General features: G+C 72.2%; 22 protein-coding genes. 8 read left to right on the top strand and 14 right to left on the bottom strand.

Annotation, left to right across the window (positions count from 1 at the left end; genetic code table 11):
- The first annotated feature begins 39 nt into the window (after positions 1-39).
- Positions 40-567: a hypothetical protein gene (locus ACFYOB_RS05750; RefSeq protein WP_388554954.1), complete on the top strand. Its 528-nt coding sequence runs from the start codon at positions 40-42 to the stop codon at positions 565-567.
- 58 nt (positions 568-625) lie between these two features.
- On the opposite strand, the gene ACFYOB_RS05745 is transcribed toward ACFYOB_RS05750, so the two are convergent.
- Positions 626-1,279 carry a TetR family transcriptional regulator gene (locus tag ACFYOB_RS05745; RefSeq protein WP_388554951.1) on the bottom strand — a complete coding sequence of 218 codons (654 nt, stop codon included), beginning with the start codon at positions 1,277-1,279 and terminating at the stop codon, positions 626-628.
- Between the two features lie 87 nt (positions 1,280-1,366).
- On the opposite strand from ACFYOB_RS05745, the gene ACFYOB_RS05740 reads away from it, so the two are divergent.
- Positions 1,367-2,137, top strand: coding sequence for an SDR family NAD(P)-dependent oxidoreductase (locus tag ACFYOB_RS05740; protein ID WP_388554948.1), 771 nt, complete (start codon positions 1,367-1,369; stop codon positions 2,135-2,137).
- Between the two features lie 49 nt (positions 2,138-2,186).
- Here the strand turns inward: ACFYOB_RS05740 and ACFYOB_RS05735 are convergent, their stop codons facing one another.
- From ACFYOB_RS05735 to ACFYOB_RS05710, 6 genes are all read right to left on the bottom strand, one after another.
- Positions 2,187-2,708 carry a DUF4240 domain-containing protein gene (locus ACFYOB_RS05735; RefSeq protein ID WP_388554945.1) on the bottom strand — a complete coding sequence of 174 codons (522 nt, stop codon included), beginning with the start codon at positions 2,706-2,708 and terminating at the stop codon, positions 2,187-2,189.
- 110 nt (positions 2,709-2,818) lie between these two features.
- A complete protein-coding gene (gene aceE / locus ACFYOB_RS05730; protein ID WP_388554943.1) occupies positions 2,819-5,503 on the bottom strand; it encodes a pyruvate dehydrogenase (acetyl-transferring), homodimeric type in 2,685 nt (894 codons plus the stop codon).
- A 231-nt stretch (positions 5,504-5,734) separates the two neighbouring features.
- Positions 5,735-6,358, bottom strand: a complete 624-nt coding sequence (locus tag ACFYOB_RS05725; RefSeq protein ID WP_328930247.1) for a GntR family transcriptional regulator — start codon at positions 6,356-6,358, stop codon at positions 5,735-5,737.
- A 133-nt stretch (positions 6,359-6,491) separates the two neighbouring features.
- Positions 6,492-8,267 (bottom strand): 2-oxoglutarate dehydrogenase, E2 component, dihydrolipoamide succinyltransferase, encoded by a 1,776-nt coding sequence (gene sucB / locus ACFYOB_RS05720; RefSeq protein WP_388554940.1) that lies wholly within the window; start codon positions 8,265-8,267, stop codon positions 6,492-6,494.
- A 54-nt stretch (positions 8,268-8,321) separates the two neighbouring features.
- Entirely contained in the window at positions 8,322-9,710 is a 1,389-nt protein-coding gene (gene lpdA, locus ACFYOB_RS05715; RefSeq protein ID WP_328925317.1) for a dihydrolipoyl dehydrogenase, read from the bottom strand.
- A gap of 286 nt (positions 9,711-9,996) precedes the next feature.
- Positions 9,997-11,532, bottom strand: coding sequence for a leucyl aminopeptidase (locus ACFYOB_RS05710; protein WP_388554937.1), 1,536 nt, complete (start codon positions 11,530-11,532; stop codon positions 9,997-9,999).
- 346 nt (positions 11,533-11,878) lie between these two features.
- Between ACFYOB_RS05710 and ACFYOB_RS05705 the strand changes: the two genes are divergently transcribed.
- From ACFYOB_RS05705 to ACFYOB_RS05685, 5 genes are all read left to right on the top strand, one after another.
- Positions 11,879-13,906: a hypothetical protein gene (locus ACFYOB_RS05705; protein ID WP_388554934.1), complete on the top strand. Its 2,028-nt coding sequence runs from the start codon at positions 11,879-11,881 to the stop codon at positions 13,904-13,906.
- Between the two features lie 105 nt (positions 13,907-14,011).
- Positions 14,012-15,553 (top strand): GT4 family glycosyltransferase PelF, encoded by a 1,542-nt coding sequence (pelF, locus tag ACFYOB_RS05700; protein ID WP_388554932.1) that lies wholly within the window; start codon positions 14,012-14,014, stop codon positions 15,551-15,553.
- A complete protein-coding gene (locus ACFYOB_RS05695; RefSeq protein WP_388554930.1) occupies positions 15,550-17,076 on the top strand; it encodes a hypothetical protein in 1,527 nt (508 codons plus the stop codon). Before pelF ends, ACFYOB_RS05695 begins: the two co-directional genes overlap by 4 nt.
- Positions 17,077-17,102: 26 nt before the next feature.
- A complete protein-coding gene (locus ACFYOB_RS05690; protein WP_388555595.1) occupies positions 17,103-17,753 on the top strand; it encodes a spherulation-specific family 4 protein in 651 nt (216 codons plus the stop codon).
- Entirely contained in the window at positions 17,750-18,571 is an 822-nt protein-coding gene (locus ACFYOB_RS05685) for an endo alpha-1,4 polygalactosaminidase (protein ID WP_388554928.1), read from the top strand. The genes ACFYOB_RS05690 and ACFYOB_RS05685 overlap by 4 nt, the downstream gene beginning before the upstream one ends.
- Positions 18,572-18,586: 15 nt before the next feature.
- Here the strand turns inward: ACFYOB_RS05685 and ACFYOB_RS05680 are convergent, their stop codons facing one another.
- The 6 genes from ACFYOB_RS05680 to ACFYOB_RS05655 form a co-directional block, all read right to left on the bottom strand.
- Positions 18,587-19,816, bottom strand: a complete 1,230-nt coding sequence (locus tag ACFYOB_RS05680; protein ID WP_388554925.1) for a sensor histidine kinase — start codon at positions 19,814-19,816, stop codon at positions 18,587-18,589.
- A 48-nt stretch (positions 19,817-19,864) separates the two neighbouring features.
- A complete protein-coding gene (locus tag ACFYOB_RS05675; RefSeq protein ID WP_388555592.1) occupies positions 19,865-20,587 on the bottom strand; it encodes a hypothetical protein in 723 nt (240 codons plus the stop codon).
- Positions 20,588-20,607: 20 nt separating this feature from the next.
- On the bottom strand, positions 20,608-22,503 hold the full coding sequence (locus ACFYOB_RS05670; RefSeq protein WP_388554922.1) for a phosphatidylglycerol lysyltransferase domain-containing protein: 1,896 nt from the start codon (positions 22,501-22,503) through the stop codon (positions 20,608-20,610).
- 83 nt (positions 22,504-22,586) lie between these two features.
- Positions 22,587-23,651: a nicotinate-nucleotide--dimethylbenzimidazole phosphoribosyltransferase gene (gene cobT, locus ACFYOB_RS05665; protein WP_388554919.1), complete on the bottom strand. Its 1,065-nt coding sequence runs from the start codon at positions 23,649-23,651 to the stop codon at positions 22,587-22,589.
- Positions 23,652-23,684: 33 nt separating this feature from the next.
- Positions 23,685-24,581 carry a DMT family transporter gene (locus ACFYOB_RS05660; RefSeq protein ID WP_388554915.1) on the bottom strand — a complete coding sequence of 299 codons (897 nt, stop codon included), beginning with the start codon at positions 24,579-24,581 and terminating at the stop codon, positions 23,685-23,687.
- A 4-nt stretch (positions 24,582-24,585) separates the two neighbouring features.
- The gene (locus ACFYOB_RS05655; protein WP_388554912.1) at positions 24,586-25,800 is read right to left on the bottom strand and encodes a bifunctional adenosylcobinamide kinase/adenosylcobinamide-phosphate guanylyltransferase; all 1,215 of its coding nucleotides are present in this window, start codon (positions 25,798-25,800) and stop codon (positions 24,586-24,588) included.
- Between the two features lie 103 nt (positions 25,801-25,903).
- Here ACFYOB_RS05655 and ACFYOB_RS05650 point away from each other — a divergent pair, with 103 nt between their 5' ends.
- Positions 25,904-26,116 carry a hypothetical protein gene (locus ACFYOB_RS05650; RefSeq protein WP_388554909.1) on the top strand — a complete coding sequence of 71 codons (213 nt, stop codon included), beginning with the start codon at positions 25,904-25,906 and terminating at the stop codon, positions 26,114-26,116.
- A 46-nt stretch (positions 26,117-26,162) separates the two neighbouring features.
- On the opposite strand, the gene ACFYOB_RS05645 is transcribed toward ACFYOB_RS05650, so the two are convergent.
- On the bottom strand, positions 26,163-26,870 hold the full coding sequence (locus ACFYOB_RS05645) for a class I SAM-dependent methyltransferase (RefSeq protein ID WP_388554906.1): 708 nt from the start codon (positions 26,868-26,870) through the stop codon (positions 26,163-26,165).
- Positions 26,871-26,985: the final 115 nt, after the last annotated feature.

Genomic DNA, 26,985 nt, shown 5'->3' with positions numbered 1-26,985 from the left:
AAGGCCGAATAAGCGAGACGTGTTCGGAGGTGCGTGAACATGCGCCGTAGGATCATCGCGGCTGCCATGGCGGGCGCCGCAGGAGTCGCCATCGGTCTGATGCCGGTCGGCATCGCCTCGGCCACTTCCACCGGCGGCGGTACGTGGAGGTGCTCGGACGGGCGCTGGAGCGACTGGCGCTGGGACGAGTGTTGCAACCGAGACTGGCGCGACCGCCCCAGCTGGTGCTGGGACGACGGCGGAGTCGGCGGCACCGGCGGCGACGGCCGTTACAACCGCTACGACTGGGGCAACTGGAACGACTCGAACTGGAACTGGAACGATTCCGGCCGTGGCGGTGACGGCAACTGGAACTGGAACGATTCCGGCCGCGGTGGTGACGGTGGCGGCAACTGGAACTGGAACGACTCCGGCCGCGGTGGTGACGGTGGCGGCAACTGGAACTGGAACGACTCCGGTGGCGGCAACGGTGACTGGGGCAACGGCCGTGGCGGCGACGGTGGCGGCGGTAACGGCGACTGGGGCGGTGGCGGCGGTGACGGCGGCTGGGGCGGCGGCGGCCGCTGACGCCGGTCAGGACACATAGGGTCACGGGCGGGACCGGATGCCCCTGCCGCGCTGGCGATCAGCGCAGCAGGGGCATCGCGCCTGTGAGGTCGCGCAGACAGCGGACCGCGAGCTCGGCCGGGGAACCCGGGCCCGACACCGGGTCGTCCGTGGTCGACCACAACTCCAGCGAGATCCGGATCGCGTCCGTCGCCGCCGCGGCGAGCAGGCGGACGCCCAGAGGGTCCGCGTCCGGGCCGGCCAGCCTGGCGACCACGGGGACCAGGCGCTCCTCGGAGTCCTGGTTCACGCGGTACCAGACCGCCCGCAGGGCCTCGTCGGTCGCCGCCGCGCGCAGCAGGCCGCGCGTCACCTCCAGACCCTCCTCGACCGTCTGGGAGTCACTCAGCGACCGCCTGACGGCGCGCTCCAGGGCCTCGGCGAGGGGAGTGCCGGGATCCTCCTCGGCGAGCAGCGCGCGCCAGGCGTCGCCGCCGCCCGCCAGCAGCGGGGCCACCGCCTCCTGCTTGTTGCGGAAGTAGCGGTAGAACGTGCGCAGCGCCACCCCCGCCCGGTGGGCGATGTCCTCGGCGGTCGTGCCGTCGGGGCCCTGCGCGGCGAACAGTTCGCACGCAGCGCGGGCGATGTCGAGCTGGGTGGCGGCCTTGCGGCGCTCGGTCAGCGACTGGGCTCCGGAGCCGGCCTGGGGCGAGTACGGGCGAGGGGATCTCACGGGGTGAAGCCTACCTCCCGGTACCACGCTTCATTGCATCGATTGCCACTCTGGCAATCCGTGCCACCGCTTGGGTACGCTCACCCCATGAACCGTTTCGAAGGACGTCGCGTCCTCATCACCGGCGGCGGATCCGGCATCGGCCGCGCCACCGTCCACCGCATCCTCGCCGAGGGCGGCCGCGTCCACACGGTGGACGTCAGCGAAACCGGCCTGGGCGAGACCGCCGGCCAGGCCGCCGCTGCCGGAGCCGCGGACCGCCTCACCACCGGCGTCCTGGACATATCCGACGAGAGCGCCGTCAAGGAGGGCGTGGCCGCGGCCGTCGACACGCTCGGCGGGATCGACGTACTGGTCAACGCGGCCGGCATCCTGCGCTCCGCCCACACCCACCAGACCACGCTCGACTTCTGGAACAAGGTCATCGCGGTCAACCTGACCGGCACCTTCCTGATGATCCGGGAGTCGCTCCCGGCGCTGCTGGCGGGCGACCGGCCGGTCGTCGTGAACTTCAGCTCCACCTCGGCGTCCTTCGCGCACCCCTACATGTCCGCCTACGCGGCCAGCAAGGGCGGCATCCAGTCCATGACCCACGCGCTGGCCGCCGAGTACAGCAAGCAGGGCCTGCGTTTCGTCTCCGTCGCGCCCGGCTCCATCGAGAGCGGCATGACCACCGGGAGCGGCCCGGGCCTGCCCGAGGACACCGACTGGTCCCTCTTCACCAAGCTCGCCCCCGCCATCGGCCAGGGCTTCGCCGGCCCGCAGACCGTGGCCGGCGTCGTCGCCATGCTGGCGTCCGAGGACGGCGCCTTCATCACCGGTACGGAGATCCGCATCGACGGCGGCACGCACTACTGAGGCGGTACGCACTACCTACTGAGGCGGTACGCACTACTGAGCAGCGCCATCAGCCTCTGAAGCGGTCCCAGAGCCGGGGGAAGCGCTCCGCGAGCACGGCTTCGTTCTCGAAGTCCAGCGGGGTGCCCTCCGGCTCTGCCGGTTGCAGCGGAACGCCCAGATCCGGCGCCACCACCCCGGTCAGCTGCTCGTACGCCTCGTCGGCCGCGTACCCCAGCTCCTCGCCGTCCCCGTCGATCTCCTCGTCGAAGTCGCCCAGCAGCTCCGCGAGATGGTCCGGATCGTGCACCCCGCCCTCGAACACCTCCCGCCCCTGGCCGATCAGCCAGCAGCGGAAGTAGTCGAACGCGTCGTCGCTCGCGCCGTCGAGCAGCACCCAGGCCGCGCCCCACAGGTCCCAGGTGTACGCCCGGTTGTACCGGGACTCGAAATGCCGGGCGAAGTCCAGGACGGAGTCCGGGTCGAGCTGCGACAGCCGCTCCACGAGCAGCTCGGCGTGCTCCTCGGGGTCGCCTTCGGCGGCCTCGCGGGTACGGTCGACGATCTCCCAGAACTCCGTCTCGTCCATCACCGCTCCAGCATCACGGGTCCGACCCCGCGCCGCCACCTCGTACACGACGAAAGGCCGGTGTCCACCCCCCAAGGGGCGAACACCGGCCTTCACGATCGGTCGTGCACGGCTCAGAGGCCGTAGCGCTCCCGGGCCTCCTTGACGGCGGACGCCGGAACCTCGCCGCGGCGGGCGAGCTGGGCCAGCGCGGCCACCACGATCGACTGGGCGTCGACACCGAAGTGGCGGCGGGCACCCTCACGCGTGTCGGACAGGCCGAAGCCGTCCGTACCCAGCGAGGTCCAGTCCTGCTCCACCCACTGGCTGATCTGGTCCGGGACCTGACGCATCCAGTCGGAGACCGCGAGCACCGGGCTGGTGACGCCCTCCAGCGCGCGGGTCACGTACGGGGTGCGGAGCTCGCCGCGCAGCAGCGCCTCGTCGCACTCCAGCGCGTCGCGCCGCAGCTCGCCCCAGGAGGTGGCGGACCATACGTCGGCGGCCACGTTCCAGTCGGCGGCGAGCAGCCGCTGCGCCTCAAGCACCCAGTGGATCGCCGTACCCGAGGCCATGAGCTGGATCTTCGGCGCGTCGGCGGCCGGGGCCGCCTCCGCCAGGTCCGCCGCCGTGTTGAAGCGGTACAGACCCTTGAGGATGCCTTCGTCGACGCCCTCGGGCATCGCGGGCTGCGGCTTCGGCTCGTTGTAGACCGTCAGGTAGTAGAAGACGTCTTCCGGCTTCTCGCCGTACATCCGGCGCAGACCGTCCTTGACGATCACCGCGATCTCGTACGCGAAGGCCGGGTCGTAGTTGAGCGACGCCGGGTTCGTGGACGCGATCAGGTGCGAGTGGCCGTCCGCGTGCTGCAGGCCCTCACCGGTCAGCGTGGTGCGGCCGGCGGTGGCGCCGACGATGAAGCCCTTGCCGAGCTGGTCGGCGAGCTGCCACATCTGGTCGGCGGTGCGCTGCCAGCCGAACATCGAGTAGAAGATGTAGAAGGGGATCATCGGCTCGCCGTGCGTCGCGTACGACGTGCAGGCGGCGATGAAGTCGGCCATGGCGCCGGCCTCGGTGATCCCCTCGTTGAGGATCTGGCCGTCCTTGGCTTCCTTGTAGTACATGAGCTGGTCGCGGTCGACCGGCTCGTACGTCTGGCCAAGCGGCGAGTAGATGCCGGCCGACGGGAAGAGCGACTCCATACCGAAGGTGCGGGCCTCGTCGGGGACGATCGGCACCCAGCGCTTGCCGGTCTCCTTGTCCCGCATGAGGTCCTTGACGAGCCGGACGAAGGCCATGGTGGTGGCCATCTCCTGCTTGCCGGAGCCCTTGAGCAGCGGGGCGAAGGAACGCTCGGCCGGAGCCGGCAGGGCCACGTGCTTGACCTTGCGGGCCGGGGCCGGGCCGCCGAGGGCCGCGCGGCGCTCGTTCAGGTACTGGACCTCGGGGCTGTTCGCGCCCGGGTGGCCGTACGGGACGACGCCGTCGGCGAAGGCGCTGTCCGGGATCGGGAGGCCAAGGAGGTCACGCATGTCCTTGAACTCGTCGATCGTCAGCTTCTTCATCTGGTGGTTCGCGTTCTTCGACTCGAACCCGGCACCCAGCGTGTAGCCCTTGACGGTCTGCGCCAGGATGACCGTCGGCGCGCCCTTGTGCTCCAGGGCGGCCTTGTACGCGGCGTACACCTTGCGGGGCTCGTGGCCGCCGCGGGAGCTGTGGAAGCACTCGGCGATCTTCGCGTCGGACAGGACGCCCGCCAGCTGCACGAGCTCGGCGTTGGCGCCGAAGAAGTGCTGGCGGATGTAGGCCACGTCGCGGGTCGCGTACGTCTGGAACTGCGCGTCCGGTACCTCGCGCAGGCGGCGTACCAGGGCGCCCGTGGTGTCGAGCTGGAACAGCTCGTCCCAGGCGGAGCCCCACAGCGACTTGATGACGTTCCAGCCGGCGCCGCGGAACTGGGCCTCCAGCTCCTGGACCACGCGGAAGTTGGCGCGGACCGGACCGTCGAGGCGCTGCAGGTTGCAGTTGATGACGAAGGTCAGGTTGTCGAGCTGCTCGCGGGAGGCGAGGGCCAGGGCGGCGGTCGACTCGGGCTCGTCCATCTCGCCGTCGCCCAGGAAGGCCCAGACGTGCGAGTTCGCGGTGTCCTTGATGCTCCGGTTCTGCAGGTAGCGGTTGAAGCGCGCCTGGTAGATCGCGGAGAGCGGGCCGAGGCCCATGGACACCGTCGGGAACTCCCACAGCCACGGCAGGCGCCGCGGGTGCGGGTAGGACGGCAGGCCGTTGCCGCCGGCCTCCTGGCGGAAGTTGTCGAGCTGCTGCTCGGAGATGCGCCCGTCGAGGAAGGCGCGGGCGTAGATGCCGGGGGAGGCGTGGCCCTGGATGTAGAGCTGGTCGCCCGATCCGTCGGCCTCCTTCCCGCGGAAGAAGTGCTGGAAGCCGGTCTCGTAGAGCCACGCGGCGGAGGCGAAGGTGGCGATGTGGCCGCCGACGCCGTACTTGGAGCCGCGGGTCACCATGGCGGCCGCGTTCCAGCGGTTCCATGCGGTGATCTTGGCTTCCATCGCCTCGTCACCGGGGAACTCCGGCTCGGCGGCGGTGGGGATGGTGTTGACGTAGTCCGTCTCCAGCAGCTTCGGCAGGGCGAGGCCGGCGGCCTCGGCGTGCTGGAGCGTGCGGCGGAGCAGGTATTCGGCGCGGCGCGTACCGGCGGCCTGTGCGACGGCGTCGAGGGAGGCCGCCCATTCGGCGGTCTCCTCGGTGTCGCGGTCCGGGAGCTGGTCGAGCTCGCTCGGAAGCTTTCCTACGGGGTCGGACATCGGTGTGCGCCGCCTTCCGGACAAAGGAGAGGTGGTGAAAAAAATCCCTGACGGGCAGGACAGGGTCGTCGGACCTGGTTGAGGTCCGCGTTGACTGTAAATCGCTGATCGATGATCGATCAAATAAAAGTGACGAAGAAACGTCCATCTGGCGAAAGTCGGCACCGCGTGCCAGGAACCAAGGCACGCGGTGCCGGTCAAATCGGGACGATAGGACGCGGTCGGGCGCGGTCAGGCGCGCGGGGCGCACCCCAGGACATGCCGCTTCACCAGCAGGCCGATGTCCGGATCCTGGCTGCGGAACGCCTCGACGAGGGCTTCGTGCTCCTCCGCGTAGGACTTCTGGACCGTACCCAGCCACCGGATGGACAGGGCCGTGAACACCTCGATGCCCAGGCTCTCCCAGGTGTGCAGCAGCACGCTGTTCCCGGCCGCCCGCACCATCTCGCGGTGGAAGCCCACCGTGTGCCGCACCTGCGCCGTGCCGTCCTTGATGCGGTCGGCCTCCCACAGCGCGGCGACGTGCGGCTCCAGGGCCGTGCAGTCCGTCGCCAGCCGGGGCGCGGCCAACTCGGCCGCGATCTGCTCCAGGCCGGCCCGGACCGGGTAGATCTCCTCCAGGTCCGCCGCCGACAGGTTCCGTACGCGCACACCCTTGTTGGGCGCCGACTCGATCAGCCGCAGCGTCTCCAGCTCGCGCAGGGCCTCGCGTACGGGCGTCTGGCTGACCTCCAGCTCCACGGCGATCCGGCGCTCGACGATCCGCTCGCCGGGCTTCCAGCGCCCGCTGACGATCCCCTCCACGATGTGCTCGCGGATCTGCTCGCGCAGCGAGTGCACGACGGGTGGGGTGATCATCGGCGGTTCATCTCCTGGTGTGTGTGCAGGGTCGATTCGGGGCCTGATGCGTAGACAATACGGCGGCGCCCCCGCCCGGGAGTATCCCGGACGGGGGCGCCGACAGTGAGGCTGGTTACAAGCCGTTCGCTCAGAGACCGAGCTCGACCTCGAACTCGCCGGCCTCGAGGATCGCCTTGACGGCCGAGAGGTACCGGGCCGCGTCCGCGCCGTCCACCAGGCGGTGGTCGTAGGACAGGGTCAGGTACGTCATGTCGCGGACGCCGATGACGGTGCCCTCGGGGGTCTCGATGACCATCGGGCGCTTGACCGTGGCACCGATGCCCAGGATGGCGACCTGGTTCGGCGGCACGATGACGGTGTCGAACAGCGCACCGCGCGAGCCGGTGTTGCTGATGGTGAAGGTCGCGCCCGACAGTTCGTCCGGCGTGATCTTGTTGCCGCGGACCTTGCCGGCCAGGTCGGCCGTCGCCTTGGAGATGCCCGCCAGGTTGAGGTCACCGGCACCCTTGATGACCGGGGTCATCAGGCCCTTCTCGGAGTCCACGGCGATGCCGATGTTCTCCGAGTCGAAGTAGGTGATGGTGCCCTCGTCGTCGTTGATCCGGGCGTTGACGACCGCGTGGGCCTTCAGCGCCTGGGCGGCGGCCTTGACGAAGAACGGCATCGGCGAGAGCTTGACGCCCTCACGGGCCAGGAAGGACGCCTTGGCCTGCTCGCGCAGCTTCATGATCTTGGTGATGTCCACCTCGACCACGGAGCTGAGCTGAGCCTGCGAGTGCAGCGCCTTCATCATGTTGTCGCCGATGACCTTGCGCATGCGGGTCATCTTGACGGTCTGACCGCGCAGCTCCGAGACCGCGGCGGCAGCCGGGGCCTTGGCGGCCGGGGCAGCGGCCGGAGCCGGGGCGGCAGCGGCGGCCTTGGCGGCCTCGGCGGCGGCGAGGACGTCCTGCTTGCGGATACGGCCACCGACACCGGTGCCCGAGACCGTGGACAGGTTGACGCCGGACTCCGAGGCGAGCTTGCGCACCAGCGGGGTCACGTAGGCGCCCTCGTCACCGGCCTGGACCGGGGTGACGGGAGCGGCCGGGGCGACCGGAGCCGGAGCGGCGACCGGGGCCGGGGCAGCCTCCGGAGCCGGAGCGGCCACCGGGGCCGGAGCCGGGGCAGCCACGGGGGCCGGGGCGGCAGCGGCCGGGGCGGCCACGGCCGGAGCCGGAGCGGCGACCGGAGCGGCAGCCTGGACCGGAGCCGGGGCGGCGGCGGCCGGGGCGGCGGCGGGAGCCGCGCCCGCGACACCGATGACGGCAAGGCGGGCGCCGACCTCGGCGGTCTCGTCCTCGCCGACCAGGATCTCCAGCAGGGTGCCGGAGACCGGCGCCGGGATCTCGGTGTCGACCTTGTCCGTGGAGACCTCGAGCAGCGGCTCGTCGGCCTCGACGGACTCGCCGACCTGCTTCAGCCAGCGGGTGACGGTGCCCTCGGTGACGGACTCGCCCAGGGCGGGGAGCACGACATCGGTGCCGGACGCGGCCGGGGCCGCGGCGGCGGGGGCGGGGGCCTCGGCGACCGGCGCGGGAGCCGGGGCCGCCGGGGCCTCGGCGACCGGAGCCGGAGCGGCGGGGGCCTCGGCGGCCGGAGCGGCAGCCGCGGCCGGCGCGCCGGAGCCGTCGTCGATGACGGCCAGCTCGGCGCCGACCTCGACGGTCTCGTCCTCGGCGACCTTGATGGAGGCCAGGATGCCCGCCACGGGGGAGGGGATCTCGGTGTCGACCTTGTCGGTCGAGACCTCGAGCAGCGGCTCGTCGGCCTCGACGCGCTCGCCCTCGGCCTTCAGCCAGCGGGTGACAGTGCCCTCGGTGACGCTCTCACCGAGCGCCGGAAGGGTTACGGAAACCGACATGGTTTCTGTTGCTCCTAACGAAAGTGCGGAAGTGGTCGTCGCGCCCAGTGACGATTAGTCGTGTGCGTGCAGCGGCTTGCCGGCGAGGGCCAGGTGGGCCTCGCCCATCGCCTCGTTCTGCGTCGGGTGCGCGTGGATGAGCTGCGCGACCTCGGCCGGCAGGGCTTCCCAGTTGTAGATCAGCTGGGCCTCGCCGACCTGCTCGCCCATCCGGTCACCGACCATGTGGACGCCGACCACGGCACCGTCCTTGACCTGGACGAGCTTGATCTCGCCCGCGGTCTTCAGGATCTTGCTCTTGCCGTTGCCCGCAAGGTTGTACTTCAGGGCCACGACCTTGTCCGCACCGTAGATCTCCTTGGCCTTGGCCTCGGTGATGCCGACGGAAGCGACCTCGGGGTGGCAGTAGGTGACGCGCGGGACACCGTCGTAGTCGATCGGGACGGCCTTGAGGCCGGCCAGACGCTCCGCGACCAGGATGCCCTCGGCGAAGCCGACGTGCGCGAGCTGGAGGGTCGGGACGAGGTCACCGACGGCCGAGATGGTCGGCACGTTGGTCTGCATGTACTCGTCGACCAGGACGTAGCCGCGGTCCATCGCGACGCCCTGCTCCTCGTAGCCCAGGCCCTGCGAGACCGGGCCGCGGCCGACGGCGACCAGCAGCACCTCGGCCTCGAAGGTCTTGCCGTCGGCCAGCGTGACGCGCACGCCGTTCTCGGTGTACTCGGCCTTGTCGAAGAAGGTGCCGAGGTTGAACTTGATGCCGCGCTTGCGGAAGGCCCGCTCCAGCAGCTTGGAGCTGTTCTCGTCCTCGACCGGAACGAGGTGCTTGAGGCCCTCGATGACGGTGATGTCGGAGCCGAAGGACTTCCACGCCGAGGCGAACTCGACGCCGATGACGCCGCCGCCCAGGACGATCGCGGACTCGGGCACGCGGTCCAGGACCAGCGCGTGGTCCGAGGAGATGATGCGGTTGCCGTCGATGTTCAGGCCCGGCAGCGACTTCGGCACGGAGCCGGTCGCCAGCAGGACGTGGCGGCCCTGGATGCGCTGGCCGTTCACGTCGACGGAAGTCGGGGAGGAGAGGCGGCCCTCACCCTCGATGTAGGTCACCTTGCGGGAGGCGACCAGGCCCTGCAGACCCTTGTACAGGCCCGAGATGATCTCGTCCTTGTACTTGTGGACACCCGCGATGTCGATGCCCTCGAAGGTGGTCTTCACACCGAACTGGGCGGCCTCGCGAGCCTGGTCCGCGATCTCACCCGCGTGCAGCAGAGCCTTCGTGGGGATGCAGCCGTTGTGCAGGCAGGTGCCACCGAGCTTGTTCTTCTCGATCAGGGCAACGTCCAGACCCAGCTGGGATGCGCGCAGCGCCGCGGCGTAACCGCCACTGCCACCGCCGAGGATCACTAGGTCGAAAACGGTGCTGGCGTCGTTCGCCACGTCACGTCCTCCATGCATGTGCGCCGGGCACCGGTCCTCTGTGACCGGGCGGCGGCTGGTAATCGGCCGCTTGTTTCTTCGGCCCTGTGGTGGGGGCCCTGTCCTGCCGAGAACCCATCTTCGCATTTGTCGGGGGAACGCGGGACGGCGGGCCCGGTCTGTGGCAGGTGCTTCTGTCCGAAGCAGGGGTTACCGAAGCGTAGAAACCTACGGATTTCGTTGAGAGCTGAACACGCCCCGGGACCGATCATGGTCCCGGGGCGAGTCGCGTCTCACATGGGGTGCGTCAGCCCAGGTCGCCCGTGGCCGTACGCTCGGCCAGCCGCACCAGCGTGCGCACGGCCGAGCCGGTGCCGCCCTTGGGGGTGTAGCCGTACGGCGCGCCCTCGTGGAAGGCCGGGCCCGCGATGTCGAGGTGGGCCCAGGTGATGCCCTCGCCGACGAACTCCTTCAGGAAGAGGCCGGCCAGCAGACCGCTGCCCATGCGCTCGCCCATGTTGGCGATGTCGGCCGTGGGGGAGTCCATGGACTTGCGCAGGTCCGCGGGGAGCGGCATCGGCCACGAGGACTCGCCGACCTCCTCGGCGATCTCGTGGATCGACGTACGGAACGCGTCGTCGTTGGCCATGATGCCGAAGGTGCGGTTGCCCAGGGCCAGCACCATGGCGCCGGTCAGGGTGGCCACGTCGACGATGGCGTCCGGGTTGTCCTCCGAGGCCTTGGTCAGCGCGTCGCCGAGGACCAGGCGGCCCTCCGCGTCCGTGTTGAGCACCTCGACGGTCTTGCCGCTGTACATGCGCAGCACGTCACCGGGCTTGGTGGCGGAGCCGGACGGCATGTTCTCGGCGAGCGCGAGCCAGCCGGTGACGTTGACCCGCAGGCCCAGCTTGGCGACCGCGACGACGGAGGCGAAGACGGCGGCGGCGCCGGCCATGTCGCACTTCATCGTCTCGTTGTGGCCGGCCGGCTTCAGGGAGATGCCGCCCGAGTCGTAGGTGATGCCCTTGCCGACGAAGGCCAGGGTCTTCTCCGCCTTGGGGTGGGTGTAGGTGAGCTTCACCAGGCGCGGCAGGTTCTCGGAGCCCTTGCCGACGCCCATGATGCCGCCGAAGCCGCCCTTGACCAGCGCCTTCTCGTCCAGGACCTGGACCTTGACGCCGTGCTCCTTCGCGGTCGCGGAGGCGACCGCGGCGAAGGCCTCGGGGGTGAGGTCGTTCGGCGGGGTGTTGACCAGGTCGCGCGCGATGTTGACCTCGGTCGCGACGACGGTGGCGCGCTCGGCCGCGGCCTTGTGCTCCTTGTCGCGCGGCTTGGCGCCCAGCAGGGCGATCTCGGCGAGCGGCTGCTTGGGGCCGCCGTTCTTGTCGCCGGCGGCCTTCTTCTCGCCGCCCTGGTAGGCGGTGAAGGCGTACGCGCCCAGCAGCGCGCCCTCGGCGACGGCGGTGACGGCCGAGGCGTCGTCCAGGGGGAGGGCGAAGGCGGCCTTCTTGGAGCCGTGCAGAGCGCGGGCGGCGGCGCCGGCGGCGCGGCGCAGCGCCTCCTCGTCGAACGACTCGTCCTTCTCCGGGACGGCGCCGAGTCCGACCGCCAGCACCATCGGGACCTTCAGGCCCGCCGGGGCCGGCAGCTTGGTGATCTCGCCTTCGGCGCCCGAGGCGCCGACCGCGTCGAGCACGGCGGCGAGCTTACCGTCGTACGCCTTGTCCACGGCCTCGGCGCCTGCGGCCACGACCGGGCCCTTGGGGCCCTTCGCGACACCGACGACGAGGGCGTCGGCGCGCAGCGTCGCCGCGCCGGAGGTGCTGAGAGTCAGAGCAGTCACGGTGGTGAAGTCTCGCTTCCGTTTGTATGTGTGGGCCGAGTGGGTGGACGGCCATCCGTAGCGATCGTATTCGGGCCCGAGGGCCGCCAGAAATGAGCCTACGCGCACGCACTCTTCCGTACGTCACTCGAAGGTTTGGCAAGTTGTTCGATCAAGACGCCTGCAGATTCACCCATCTGTGGACTCTGCTCCAGGTTTGCCCCGTAGACCTGACGAGGTCCGAGAGACTCGGTCCACTCTCGCAAGGGGACGCGGGGTTCCTTTGCATGATTTCCACAGAGCCTCCCCGGCCCGGCCGACCGCCATAGGGCCGCGTCGAGGGATGCCTGCGGGGGGAAAGGCCGAAATGGTCAACAAGAACCGGATGAACAGGATCGCCGCCGCCATGGCCGCGGCAGCCCTGGTGTCCGTGGCAGTACCTGCCGCGACCGCCCAGGCGGCCACGGCCGCGCGCATCGACCTGAAGGTGCTCGTCGTCGACGACGGCGGCAGCTCGGTCGAGGCGATCACCGCGGAACTCCGGGACACCGGAGTCCCGTACACCCGTGTGCAGCTGGGCAGCAGCGGCCGCCCGGTCATCGACGCGGGCTTCCTCAGCGACACGGTCGACGGCCGTCCGCGCGCCAAGTACCAGGGCGTCGTCCTGCCGAACGAGAACCCCTTCGGCGAGGGCTCGGCCGAGATGGCCGCGCTCACCGCGTACGAGACGACGTACGGCATCCGCCAGGTGGACGCCTACACCTGGGCCCACCCGGGCGTCGGGCTGGAGTACACCGACAACGGCGGGTACAGCGGCCAGCTCGACGGCACCCAGGCCGCGGTCACCGCGGCCGGCAAGGCGGGCCCCTTCGCCTACCTGGGGGGCCAGGTCGCCTTCGAGGACAACTCGGCGCTCGTGCCGGAGAGCTACGGCTTCATGGGCAAGCCGCGCACCGGCTACACCAGCTACCTCGACGCCCCCGTCGGTTCCGGCCGGGCCTCGCTCGTCGGCGAGTACACCCACGACGGGCGCAGCGAGCTGGTCGTCACCTTCGGCTACAACCAGTACCAGCAGCAGTTCCGGCTGCTGGCCCGGGGCATCGTCGACTGGCTCACCCAGGGGGTCCACCTCGGCCAGAGCCGCAGCTACTTCGCGGTCCACGTCGACGACGTCTTCGCCCCCGACGCCCGGTGGAGCAAGGAGCTCAACTGCACGCCCGGCGACTACGCCTGCGCGGGCGGCGAGGGCAAGGAGAGCACCATCCGGATGACCGCCGCCGACGCCGTCTACGCGGCGCAGTGGCAGCAGTCCAAGGGCTTCAAGCTCGACATGCTCTTCAACGCGGGCGCCGGCGAGGAGTGGAAGACCGAGAACGGCGGCACCGACGCCCTCACCGCCCAGCTCGTCGCCGACCGGGCCAAGTACCGCTGGATGAACCACACCTACACGCACCCCTTCCTCGGCTGCGTCCAGGACACCACCACCACCCCCTGGACGTGCACGAAGAACGCCGCGGGCGCCGTCAACTGGATGAGCCGCGCGGAGATCTCCGCGCAGATCCGCGACAACAACAACTGGGCTGCGGCCAAGGGCATCACCACCGACCGGACCGAGCTCGTCACCGGCGAGCACTCGGGCCTCAAGACCCTCCCGCAGCAGGGCCAGGACAACCCCAACCTGGCGGGCGCGCTCGCCGACAACGGCGTCAAGTGGGCGGGCAGCGACAACTCCCGCGAACCCGCGCAGCGGGCGGTCGGCGCCGCCCTGACCGTGCCCCGCCACCCGATGAACGTGTACTACAACACGGGCACCAACGCGGAGATGGCCGACGAGTACAACTGGATCTACGCCAGCCGCGCGGACGGCGGCAGCGGCATCTGCGAGGACAACCCGGCGACCTCCACGTGCCTGCCGGCCGCGCTCGACGTCAACACCGGCTACCTGAACTACATCGTGCCGCAGGAGGCCCGGACCGCACTGCGCCACGTGCTGGCCAACGACCCCCGCCCGCACTACGTCCACCAGTCCAACCTCGCCGAGGACCGCACCCTCTACCCCGTGCTCAACCAGGTCCTCGACACCTACCGGACCCTCTACGCGCCCAGCGCGCCGATCGTCAACCAGACGATGAAGGAAGCCGGCGTCGAGCTCGGCCGCCGCGCCGCCTGGGACAAGGCGCTCGCCGACGGCAAGGTCACCGCCTACCGCATCGGCACCGCCGTCACCGTCAAGGCGCCCTCCGGGGTCGTCGCCCCGGTGACCGCCCCCAACGGGACCAAGAAGCAGCTCCTGCTCGGCACCGCCGACTTCGGCACCGCCTACGCGGGCACCCGCTCCACCTGGACCCAGCCCGAGCTGCTCCAGAGCGCCGTCACGCTCAAGCTGCCCGCCTGACCGTCCGGGCCGACCAGCAGCAAGCCGCCACGAGAACCACCTAGCGCCGGCGCTCCGCGACACCACGGGCGCCGGCCCCTTTTCCGTCCTGGGGGGACACACCGCATGAGCCATGGGCGTCATGTCACCATGCTCACCGAAGGCACCTATCCGCACGTCCACGGGGGCGTCAGCACCTGGTGCGACCAACTGGTCCGAGGCATGCCCGAGGTCGACTTCAACGTCATAGCCCTGACCGGCTCCGGACGTGAGCCGGTCACCTGGGAACTCCCGCGCAACGTCTACCGGCACACCGTCGTACCGCTCTGGGGGGCCACTCCCCGGCGCGGCCGCCGGTCCGCCCTGCGCGGCAAGGCCCACCGCGGCTTCACCGAGGTCTACGAAACCTTCCTGCTCTCCCTGCTCGACCCTCCCCCGGCTACCGCTGGGGGTACCCCCAACCACGGGGGATTCTCCGGGGCCCTGCGCGAACTGGCCGTCCTCGCCCGGGCCGGGAAGCTCGCCCCGGCCCTGCGCTCCGAGTCCGTCCTGCGCCTCCTGATGGACGTATGGACCCGCCCGGGCCTCGCCGTCGCCGCCGCCGAGCCCACCATCCACGACGCGCTCACCGCCACCGACCTGCTGGAACACGCGCTGCGCCCGCTCTCCGTACGGATCCCGCCCGACAGCGTCGCGCACGCCGTCAGCAGCGGCCTCGCCACCCTCCCGGCCCTCGCCGCCGCCTACCTCGACAAGGTGCCCTTCCTCCTGACCGAGCACGGCATCTACCTGCGCGAGCGCTACCTCGGCTACCGCAGCGCCGCACAGCGCTGGCCCGTCAAGGCGCTCATGCTCGGCTTCTACCGCGAGCTCAACACCGAGGGCTACCGGCAGGCAGACCTGATCACCCCCGTCAACCAGTACAACCGCCGCTGGGAAGAGCGCGGGGGCGCCGCCGCCGACCGGATCCGCACCGTCTACAACGGCGTGGACCCGTACGCCTTCCCCGAGGCCGGCCCCGAACCCGAGGTGCCCACCCTCAGCTGGTGCGGCCGCATCGACCCCATCAAGGACCTCGAAACCCTCATCCGGGCCTACGCCTTCATGCGCGTGGAACTGCCCGCCCTGCGGCTGCGCCTCTTCGGCCCGGTGCCGGCCGGCTGCGAGGAGTACAAGCTCCGCCTGGAGAAGCTCGCCGCCGAGCTCGGGGTGACCGACGGGGTCTCGTACGAGGGCCGCATCGAGCAGGTCGCCCGCGCGTACGCGGCCGGCAGCGTCGTGATGCTCTCCTCCATCAGCGAGGGCTTCCCCTTCAGCATCATCGAGGCCATGTCCTGCGGCCGCACCACCGTCTCCACCGATGTCGGCGGGGTCCGCGAGGCCGTCGGCGACACCGGCCTCGTCGTCCCGCCGCGCGAGCCCGAGACCATGGCCCGCGCCACCCTCGCCCTGCTCCGCGACGACGAACGGCGCGCCGAGCTCGGCCGGATGTCCCGCAAACGGGTGGTGGAGAAATTCACCCTCCACCAGTCCGTGGACGGCTTCCGGCACATCTACCGGGAACTCGCCGGCCAGCCGGCCCTGCCCGTCCGCGAGGGCGACGACTGGACCCAGCGGCTCGCCGACCCCTGGTACCGCGAACTCGCCGCCGACGGGAGCCTGTGGTGAGCGGATCCCTCTGGCTCAAGGTCCCGGGCGGCGACACGCTGCCCGCGATCCCAAGGCCCCGGCGTACCGTTCCTCCGGCCGTCGACCCCATGGACGAACTCGCCGAGCGCTTCGGCGTGTTCATCGCCGCCGCCGTCCACCCGGACGAGATCGCCGCCGTCCTCGAATCCGACGGCATGACCGACGAGCACATCAGGCTCACCTACGGCCGTCACGACTCCTTCGCGCTCGCCGAGGAGCTCTTCGCCCGGGTGCCGCGCTCCTTCCCGGAGCCCGACGGCGTCCCCGACCCCTGGAAGGTCTCCCTCACCGCCTGCCTGCTGCGCGGGGTGATCTTCGCCCTGCCCGGCCTGGCCTACGTGCTGGGCGCACCCCTGCTCGAAGGGCCGAAGGACCGTCTCGGCCTGCCCGCCGGGACCCTGACCCTGCTCGCCGGGGCGCTCATCGGCTGGGTGTGGGACCAAACCCTTTCCCACCGGGCCTACTCCTGGCTCGGGCTCGGCGACCGGGCCGCCGCCGGGCGGACCCTGCTCGCCGGCGCCCCCGCCGGGTCCCTGCTGGGCACCGCCGCCGCACTGGCCGTGCCCGGCGGGCCGCCCTTCTCGTACGCCTTCGCTGCCGGACAGGCCCTCTACGTCGGCGCCGCCACCGTCCTGCTCGTCCTCGGCCGGGAGCGGATCCTGCTCGCCGCACTCGGCCCGATGGCCGCCGGGGCCCTGCTCGCGCTCTTCGTGGACCTGCCCGTGCCGGTCCGCGTGACCCTGCTCGCGGTGTCCCTGCTGGCGGCCTGCGCCCTGGCCGTACGGGAACTCCCGCTGGCCGAGGGCGTGCGGGCCGCCGCCGCGCGCGTACGCGGCTGGGCGGCGCGCCGCCCCGGAACGGGTCCCGTGCTCTGGCGGATGCTGCGCGGCCCCGATGAGGAGTACGCCCCGCGCGGGCCGCGGCTGGGGGACTCCGTCCCGTACGGCGTCTTCGGCCTCGGGACCGGCCTGCTCGTGCTGTACGCCGCCCTCGGGGAGGTGCTCGCCGGGGGTCCCGCCGAGGCCGTCGCCGCCCCCTCGGCGGTGGCGCTCACCCTCAGCATGGGCCCCGCGGAATGGCTCCTGCACCGGTTCCGCAGCGGCAGCCTCGCCGGACTCCGGGCGGCCCGCTCGCCCGAGGCCTTCCGGCGCCGGATGCTCTCCACGCTTACCCAGTGCCTCGCCGCGTACCTGGCGGTGCTGCTGGCCCTGGGGCTGGCCGGCACCCTGCTCTGGCCTGGCGCCCCGGCCCTGACCGGGGTCCGCGCCCTGACCCTGCTCCTGCTCGGCGCCGTGATGTGGACCGGGCTGCTGCTCCAGTCGTTCGGGGCGGTCCGGCCCGCGGCCGCCGTCTGCGCCTCGGCCGCCGTTGCCCAGAGCCTGGCCCTGCTGACCGGGCTGGGAGCGCCCCGGGCGGTCCAGCTGGTGGTGGCGGCCGCCGCGGCGGCCACCCTCGCCGTCCTGGTCTGCCTGCGCCTCGGCCGTGCGACGGCCCACCGGTGAACGACGTGAACGCGAAGAAGGACCCCATGCTGCTGGTGCCCCTCTACGAGCACCCCGCCGACCGGCCCGAGGAGTGGGAGCGGCTCATCCGCTGCGCGGGCCGGCTCCACTCGGTGGTGCTCAACCCCGACAGCGGGCCGGGCGACGCCCCCGACGAGCGGTTCGCGCTCGTCTCCGAACGGCTGCGGGCAGCCGGGGTGGCCGTCCTCGGCTACACCGACACCGACTACGGGCGCCGCCCGCACGCCGCCGTGGTGCGCGACCTGCTGCGCCACCGCGACTGGTACGGCACCGACGGGGCCTTCCTCGACCAGGCCGCCGCCGGCCCCGAACTGCTGGCGCACTACGGGCGGCTCGCCGTGGCCGCCCGGGCCGCGGGCGCCCGTACCCTCGTCCTCAACCACGGAGTCCACCCGCACCCCGGCTACGCCGGCCTCGCCGACCTCCTCGTCACCTTCGAGGGCCCCTGGGACGCGTACAAGGACGCGGCCCCCGTACCGCCCTGGACCGCCGACCACCCCGCCCAGCGGTTCTGCCACCTCGTCTACGCCGTCCCGCCGGGCGCGCCCGCCGCCGAACTCGCCGAGCAGCGGCGGGCCGCGGTGCACTGCGCGGTCCCCGGGACGGGCGCCCACCCGTGGGGGACCCTCCCGTACGCCCTGGAGGCCACGGCATGAAGCCCGGGACGCGATTGCGGCTGCTGTTCCTCGTACCGCTCCTGCTCCTCGCCGCCTGCACCGTCGAGGGGCCCGACGAGGGGCCCGACGACGTGTCGCCGGCCCCGGCGCCGGGGGAGCGCTGGCAGCCGGCGCCCGGCGTCAGCTGGCAATGGCAGCTGACCGGGAAGCTCGACACCTCGGTGCGGGCGGCGGTGTACGACGTCGACGGGTTCAACACGACCAAGGAGCAGGTCGCCACGCTGAAGCGGGTCGGCCGCCGGACCATCTGCTACCTCTCCACCGGCGCCTGGGAGGACTTCCGCCCGGACGCCGCCGCGTTCCCCGAGTCGATGCTCGGCGAGGGCAACGGCTGGGATGGCGAGCGCTGGCTGGACGTCCGGCGGCTCGCCGAGCTGGAGCAGCTGATGGCCAAGCGGTTCGACATGTGCCGGGACAAGGGCTTCGACGCGGTGGAGCCGGACAACATGGACGGCTACGCCAACGAGTCGGGCTTCCCGCTGACCGCCGAAGACCAGCTGCGCTACAACCGGCTGATCGCCAAGCTCGCCCACGACCGGGGCCTGGCGGTCGGCCTGAAGAACGACCTCGACCAGATCCCCCAGCTGGTGGGGGAGTTCGACTTCGCGGTCAACGAGCAGTGCGTCCAGTACGAGGAGTGCGAGCGGCTGACCCCGTTCATCCAGGCCGGGAAGCCGGTCTTCCACGTCGAGTACGAGCTCAGGGCGAGCCGCTTCTGCGCCGCCACGCGCAAGCTGAAGTTCAGCTCGATGGAGAAGAAGCCGGAGCTCGGCCCCTGGCGCAAGGCCTGCCCCTAGGCCTGCGGACAGGACCTAGCCCACCGGAAGGATCGCGTGCACCCGGTAGCCGCCCCCGTAGCGGGGCCCCGCGAAGCAGGAGCCGCCCAGGGCGCCGGTGCGCTCGCGCATGCCGAGCAGGCCGTGGCCGCCGCTGTCGTCGGCCTCCGGTGCGGAGTCCGCCGCGTCGGCGGCCGGAGCGCCTCCGTCGTCCAGCACCGTCACCTCCACCGAGGTTCCGACCCGGACCACGCTCACCTCGGCGCGCGCCCCCGGCCCGGCGTGCTTGCGTACGTTGGTCAGCGCCTCCTGGACCACCCGGTACGCGGCGAGGTCCACGGCGGCGGGCAGCGGGCCGTCCGCGCGCCCCAGCTGGACGATGACCTCCACCGGCAGCCCGGCGTGCCGGAAGGTGTCCACCAGCTCGTCCAGGACGGCCAGTCCGGGCGCGGGCTCGGTCGGCGCCTCCGGGTCGCCGGACTGGCGCAGCAGCCCGACCGTCGCCCGCAGCTCGTTCAGCGCCGAGCGGCTGGCGTCCCGTACGTGGGCCAGGGCCTCCTTGGCCTGGTCCGGGCGTTTGTCCATGACGTGCGCGGCCACCCCCGCCTGAACGTTCACCAGCGCGATGTGGTGGGCCACCACGTCGTGCAGGTCCCGGGCGATCCGCAGCCGCTCCTCGGCGACCCGGCGCCGCGCCTCCTCGTCCCGGGTGCGCTCGGCGCGCTCGGCCCGCTCCCGGATGGCGTCGACGAAGGCCCGCCGGCTGCGTACGGCGTCACCGGCGGCCGCGGCCATCCCGGTCCAGGCGAAGATCCCGATGTTCTCCTGCGCGTACCAGGGCAGGGGCCCGGCGAGCATCGCCACGCCCGTCAGCCCGGCCATGGTGAGCAGCCCGATCCGCCAGGTCGTGGGCCGGTCGGTGCACGCGGCCACCGTGTACAGGGAGATCACCGTGCACATGGCGACGGGCGCCCGGGGCTCCCCGGTGGTCAGCTCCAGCAGCGAGAGCCCGCAGGTCACGGCGAGCACGGTGCGCGGCCGTCGGCGCCGGAACACCAGGGCGGCCGCGCCGAGCAGCATCAGCAGCAGCGAGAACGGCTCGGGGGTCCGCGTCCCGAAGGTGGGCCCGTGCGGCCCGTGCGGATCGGCGAAGGACCCGACGACCATGGAGACGAACGCCCCGAACGCGAGCACGGCATCGGTGGCGAGCGGGTGGGCCCGCATCCACTGCCGGGTGGGCGCGAACCGCCCGAGGTCTGTCGTCACCCCGATACCGTACGACCTGCCCCGGCCGGACCGTTCGGGCCGCCCGGCTCAGACCGCCCCGCCCCGGCCCCGCCGCCCCGGCCGCGTGCCCAGCGGCGTCGGCGGGCGGCCGCCCAGCGGCAGCCGGGAGCGCTCCGGCCCCCATTTCGTCCGGACCACGCAGACGGCCATCACGGCGGCGATCGCCGCCAGGTGCTCCTTGCCCGCCAGGTTGTCCTTGACGAGCACCTCGCCGATCATCACCAGGACCACCGCGGTGCCGGTCGCGTACGCCCGGTAGCGCCAGCAGACGTAGATGGCGAGGCCGACCACCGCCGCCGAGGGCCCGGTGTCATTGACGATCCGGTCGGACACGGGCAGGCCGAAGGGGTGGTCGGGGCCCAGCGAGAGCCCGATCCGCGCGTAGGTGGTCCCGGCGAGCGTGGCGACGTAGCCGATCACCAGAGTGCGCCACCAGCCGATGCAGATCTCCGAGATGCCGAAGACGAGCAGGATCTGCGCGAGCGCGCCCCACACCGGCAGGTCCAGGGCGGGCACGAACAGCGACAGGGGGGTCCGCAGCACGGCCAGCCACAGCGGGTCGACGGCCTTGACCGACCCGAGGTTCTGGACCGGCTGGAACCCCCAGGGGGTGTTCTGCACGATCTGGAAGACCGAGGTCAGGCAGACCGCACCGAGGGTCATCGGGATCGCGCGCCATTTCTCGTGGACGAGCGCGTCCCGGACGGTCCGGAACAGGGGCCCCCACTCGCGGCGTGCGAACCGCCGCATCGAGGAGGTGTGCCACGCTGTCAACGGCGGGTCTCCAGGTGTCTGCGGTGCAGCCACTTCGGCAGACCGGGAGCTTCCAGGAAGCCCTCGGCCCGGCCCGCCGCGATTCCGATCCGCAGCAGGTCCGAACTCTTCTCGAAGAGCATGAACCGCGGTTCCCAGATCGGCCGGTATTTGGCGTTGGCCCGGTAGAGGGACTCGATCTGCCACCAGCGGGAGAAGAAGCTCAGCAGCGAGCGCCACATCCGCAGCACGGGACCCGCGCCGAGCCGGGACCCGCGCTCGAAGACGGAGCGGAACATCGCGAAGTTCAGCGAGACCTGGGTGACGCCGATCTCCTTGGAGCGTTCCAGGAGTTCGATGACCATGAACTCCATCAAGCCGTTCTCGGAGTCCCGGTCACGGCGCATCAGGTCCAGCGACAGGCCCTTGGGCCCCCACGGCACGAAGGACAGCACGGCCCGCAGATCGCCGTTGCCGTCGGTGCACTCCAGCATCACGCACTGGCCGTCGCCGGGGTCGCCCAGCCGGCCCAGTGCCATCGAGAAGCCGCGCTCGGTCGCGCCGTCGCGCCAGTCGTCGGCGCGGGTGAGGAGGACGTCCATCTCCTCGGCCGGGATGTCGGCGTGGCGGCGGATGCGGACGGTGTACCCGGCCCGCTTGACGCGGTTGTACGCCTGCCGGACGGTCCGCATGGCGCGGCCCTCCAGAGTGAACTCGGCGGTCTCCACGATCGCCTCGTCACCGAGCTCCAGCGCGTCCAGGCCGTGCCGGGCGTAGATCTGCCCGGCCTCCTCGCTCGCGCCCATCACGGCGGGCACCCAGCCGTGTTCGCGCGCCTCGGCCAGCCACGGCTCGATGGCGCCGGGCCAGGCCTCGGGGTCGCCGATCGGGTCGCCGGAGGCCAGCGAGACCCCGCCGACGACGCGGTAGGTGACGGCGGCCTTGCCCGTGGGGGACCAGATCACGGACTTCTCGCGGCGCAGCGCGAAGTAGCCGAGCGAGTCGCGGTCGCCCTGCCTGGCGAGCAGCGCCCGCAGCCGCTCCTCGTCGCCCTCGGAGAGGGGGTCGACGGCGCGGCGCGAACGGAAGGCGGCGAACAGCACGGCGAGCAGCAGCAGCATCGACACCACGTTGATGAACACGTCCACCCAGCCGGGCGTGGTGATGTTGCCGTAGGTCTTGGCGTCCGGGTCCAAGGTGATGAGCCGCATCGCGCCGTACCGCCAGCGGGTCAGGAAGGTGGCCTCGGCGGCGGCGGGGGCGGTGTTGGTGGCGCCGACGAGCAGCGCCGCGACCAGGGAGGTGAACAGCAGGCCGACGGCCGCGACGACGGTGGCGAGCGCGGGGTTGGAGCGGTCGCCCTTGGCGTAGAACTCCCGGCGCCCCAGCAGCAGGGCGGCGACGAAGGCGGCGGTCAGGCCCAGGGAGACCCAGTTCTGCGCGTGCTCGCGGAACTCGGGGTAGCAGTCACCCGGGGACCAGTCGGCGCACGGGACGAAGGCCGCGCGGGCGAAGTCGAGCAGCATCATCCCGCCCAGGACCAGGTTCAGGATCCAGGCGGCCCGCTTGCGGCGGCCCATGGTGACCGCCAGCAGCAGGCAGAACAGCCCGGAGGCGAAGCCGGCCGTGAGCAGGTACGGCGTGTAGAAGTTCTCGGTGTTGTGCCTACGCAGATCCTGCCCGAGCGAAACCCACACCGCGCTGAGGAAGTTGACGAAGGTGACGGCGCGCAGGTACCACACCGCGAACGCGGCCCCGCGCCGCGAGCGGGTGCTCCCCCGGCCGGTCTCCCGGCCGCCCCCCGCCGCCTTGCCGGCGGGGTCGCCGCCGGTCTCTTTCCTGCCGGATGCCGGTCCGGGCACCGGTACGGTGCCGCAGTCGGTCTCTGCGCTGGTCAAACGGACCTCTCCCATAAAAAGCGATCATATGGGGCGTCGCTGTCCAGAGTGGGCTGGTCGGGGTTCGCGGACTGGTCAGGACCGCGGACCCCGGTGGCTCACTCCGCGGGCTCCTGCGCCGCCAGTTCCGGGAGTTCCGCCGCGAGCGCGGCGGCCGCCTGGACCAGGGGGAGTGCCAGCAACGCCCCGGTACCTTCGCCCACTGTGACGCCGTGGTCGAGTACAGGGTTGAGTGCCATCCGGTCCAAGGCCTTCGCCTGGCCGGGCTCGCCGCTCGCCTGACCGGCCAGCCACCAGTCGGGAGCACGGAACGCGGCCCGCTGGGCCACCAGACCGCAGGCCGCCGAGACGACGCCGTCGAGGATGACCGGCGTACGGCGCACCGCGCACTGGAGCAGGAAACCGGTGATGGCGGCCAGGTCGGCGCCGCCGACCGCGGCCAGCAGCGCGACCTGGTCGCCGAGGACCGGCCGGGCCCGGCGGAGCGCGTCGCGGATCGCCGCGCACTTGCGCATCCACGCCAGGTCGTCGATGGGCAGGCCGCCGCGGCCGGTGACCACGGAGGCGTCGGTGCCGCACAGGGCGGCGACGAGGGTGGCGGCCACCGTGGTGCCGCCGACGCTGAGATCGCCGAGCACGACCAGGTCCGTACCGGAGTCGGCCTCCTCGTCGGCGATGCGGATCCCGAGCTCCAGGGCGGCCCGGGCCTCCTCGACGGTGAGCGCGTCCTCCACGTCGATCCGGCCGCTGCCGCGCCGGACGCGGTGCCTGACCACGTCCTCGGGCAGCAGCTCGGGGTCGCAGTCGAGCCCGGCGTCGACGATCCTCACGGTGGCGCCGAGCCGCCCGGCCAGGATCGAGACGGGGCTGACCCCGTCGAGCACGGCCCGCACCAGCTCGTGGGCGGCGCCGGCGGTCCGGGCGGAGACGCCCTCGGCGGCGATCCCGTGGTCGGCGGCGAACAGCACCACGCGGGGCCGCTCGATCGGCTTGACCGGCACCTGCCCCTGCGCGGCGGCGAGCCACTCGGCGAGATCGTCGAGCCGGCCCAGCGCGCCGGGCGGTACGGCCAGCCGCTCACGGCGTTCCTCGGCATCACGCCGGACGCCCCCGTCGGGGCGCTCGATCAGATCGGAGAAGTCGTCGAGATTCAGCGTGCTCATCTGCCAGAGAGTACAGCCGGTGAGGCCCTCCCCTCAGGGGGCGTTCCGGCGCCGGCCGGGCCTCAGGGCACCGAGGTGGACGCCCGCCATCACGAGGGGCGCGCCCAGCAGCAGACCCACCGTCAGCTCCTCGTCGTCGAGCCAGGCCGAGAGCACGATCGTGACCACGGGGATGACGACGAAGACGTAGGCGGCGCGGGACGCGCCCCAGCGGCGCACCACCACCAGATAGAAGACGAACGTCAACACCGAGCCCGCCACGGCCATGTAGGCCAGCGCCCACCAGGTGGCCGCCCGCTCCGGCAGCCGCCAGGTGTCACCCGCGGCGAGGGAGCCGGCGAGCAGCAGCACCGTCGCGGTGCTCATGCCCACCGCGTTCATCGTCACCGGGTGGACCGGCGGCAGGCGGTGCACGAGCACGGTCGCCTCGGCGAAGGACACCACGGCTCCCAGGAGCGCCAGCAGGGACAGCACCGGCACGTCGCCCTGCAGTGGAGCCCGCGAGGCCAGCGCCACCCCCGCGACCGCGACGAGCGTGCCCAGCAGCGCGGACCTCCGGAAGGGTTCCTGACGCTGCGCCACCGCCAGCAGCAGCGCCACCAGCGGAACCAGGGCCAGCAGCGTCTGCCCCAGACCCGCGTGGACGTGGACCAGCGCGTAGTAGATCAGCGCCAAGGTCACCCCGAAGTTGAGGACCCCGTACAGCGCGGCGCCGGCCAGCGCGCGTCCGCGCGGCAGCGCGAGGCGCATGACGGCCATGACCGCCAGCAGCACGAGCGCGGCCGCCCCGAACCGCACCGACGCGCCCCACAGCGGGTCGAGTTCACGGTTGCTGAACCGGACCCCCACCGCGTTGCCGCCGCCCAGCAGGCAGCACCCGGCGAAGGCGGCGAGGCCGGTCCGCTCTCCGGTGGGTCCTGAGGGCGGCACGGGATCACCCCGGCTGTCCCTTGAGTACGAGCGGCTGCCCCGCGACGACGAGGAGCACGTGCTCGCACTCCCCGGCCACCGCGTTGTTGAGGCGGCCCAGCTCGTCGCGGAAGCGGCGGCCCGAAGACGTCGCCGGGACGATCCCCGCGCCCACCTCGTTGCTGACCAGCACCACCCGGCGACGGGTCGCGCGCAGCGCCGCCACCAGCTCGGCGGCCCGGTCGCGCAGCTGCTGCTGCCCGTGCCTGGCCCACTCCGCGTCGTCCCAGGCTCCGGCCCGGTCCATCGCGTCCGTCAGCCACAGGGCGAGACAGTCGATCAGCAGCGGCGGTCCTTCCTCCGCGAGCAGCGGGACCAGTTCGCAGGTCTCCAGCGTCCGCCAGCTCGACGGCCGGCGCTCCCGGTGCAGGCCCACCCGCTGGGCCCACTCCGAGTCACCGTCACGGGTGCCGCCGGTCGCCACGTAGACGACCTGCGGGAAGGACTCCAGCCGCCGCTCCGCCTCGAAGGACTTGCCGGAGCGGGCCCCGCCCAGCACCAGCGTCCGGCGCGGCAGGTCCGCCGACGCGTGGTGCTCCCCGACGATCACGGTGGCTGCGTCCGGCACCGCCCGGGCCCCGGCGGCCGCGCACCGGCGTTCCAGCTCCCCGCCCGGCGGGGTGTCGTGGTCGATGTGGACGGCGATCACGTCCGTGGCCGGGCCCACCGCGCCGGTCGCCCGCAGCCGGGCGAGGGCCTCGGGCCGTCCCAGCACGTCGGCGAGGACCACGTCGTACGGACGCAGCCCCGTGGTCCCGTCGGTTCCCGAGGGTGCCCCGCGGGGCGGCAGGTACAGCAGCCGGCCGCCGTCCGGGCCGGTCACCTCGTACCCGGTGCCCGGCGCGTCCATGGGCACGGCCCGCACCCGGTGCCCGGAGATCACCGACAGCTCCCGTCCGTCCGGCACCCGCCCCGCGGCCGGCAGCCCGGGCGGCAGCTCCACGGCGGGCCCGTTGTGCGGGTGGGTCAGCAGGACCTGCCGTACGCCGGCCAGCGAATGCCCGGCCCGGGCGCCGGCCAGCAGCGCCCCGGGTGTCAGGTCGAGCAGCAGGGCCCCGTCGACGAGGACGGCCGTGGCGGCGCGCGCCCGCGTGCCGACGGAGACCGCGCAGGCCGCACAGGGACAGCCGGGGCGGGGCAGGCCTTCGGGTGTGCCGGTGCCGAGCAGAGTGAGTTCCACAGGATGATCCTCCCGCGTCGCCGAGACTGCTGCGCGCCCGGTTACTCTGCGGGCAGACTCAGGTGAGAAGCGTGCGAGCAGCGGACGAGCAACGGAGGCGGACATGGCGTGGACGTGGCGGTTCGAGACGGCCGAAGGCACCGAGACGAGCCCGTCGGTGGTACCGGAGGAGTTCACCACGCAGGGCGACGCGGAGTCCTGGATCGGTGAGTACTGGAAGGACCTGCTGGAAGGCGGCGTCGAGCAGGTCAAGCTGTCCGACGACGCCGGGACCGAGCTCTACACGATGAGCCTGCGCGGGGCCCTGGAGGCCTGAGCCGCGGCCTGGGCCGCCGGGTTCGTGCCCGGCGGCCGGTGGCGGGTCAGCCCCGTACGCCGCACAGGTGGAGCAGTGCGGCCACGCTCCGGTAGGGGTCGGTGCGCCCGGCGCGTTCCTCGGCGGCCAGCAGCCGCTCCAGCTCGTCCTCGGGCGGGAGGCTCTCGCCGGCCTCGGTGCCGTCCGTGAAGACGCGTACGCCGTACCAGGCGCCCAGTGGAGCGCCGATGCCGTTCAGCGTGGCCGTCAGCCCGGCCAGCCGGTCGGCCCGTACGTCCAGGCCCAGCCGGTTCGTGTAGTCGACGCTGTCGAAGGCGGCCAGCGTGCCGTCCCAGTCACCGCCCAGCCCGGGCCGCATGGCGAGAGCGTCGCCGTTGCGCACGAGCAGGGACAGCAGTCCGCCGGGCGCCAGCATCCGGGCGAGCCCGGCGAGCATGGCGTCAGGCTCGGGCACATACATCAGCACCCCGTGGCACAGCACGACGTCGAAGCTGCCCGGCAGGAAGTGGGCGCCGGTCTCGCGGCCGTCGCCCTCCATGAGCCGGACCCGGTCGCGGATCCCGGCGGGTTCCGCGTCCAGCGCCTCACGGGCGACTTCCAGCATCCCCGGGTCCTTCTCCAGACCCGTCACCTTGTGCCCGGCGCGGGCGAGGCGCAGCGCCTGGGTGCCCTGGCCCATGCCGACGTCGAGCACGCGCAGCCGCTGCCCCACGGGGAAGCGGTGCGCGATCTGCTCGTCGACCTGCCGGCCCACGAGTTCCTGGCGGACGGCGTTGCGCAGTCCGCCCAGGCCCTCCAGCCACAGACGGGCTCCCCCCGGGCCTCCCCAGGAAAAACCTTCCCCCGACGCCTCCGACGCCGCCCCCGAC

The organism is Streptomyces sp. NPDC006463, assembly GCF_042870715.1.
Lineage (GTDB): Bacteria > Actinomycetota > Actinomycetes > Streptomycetales > Streptomycetaceae > Streptomyces.
This window is presented reverse-complemented; position numbering and strand designations above follow the sequence as displayed.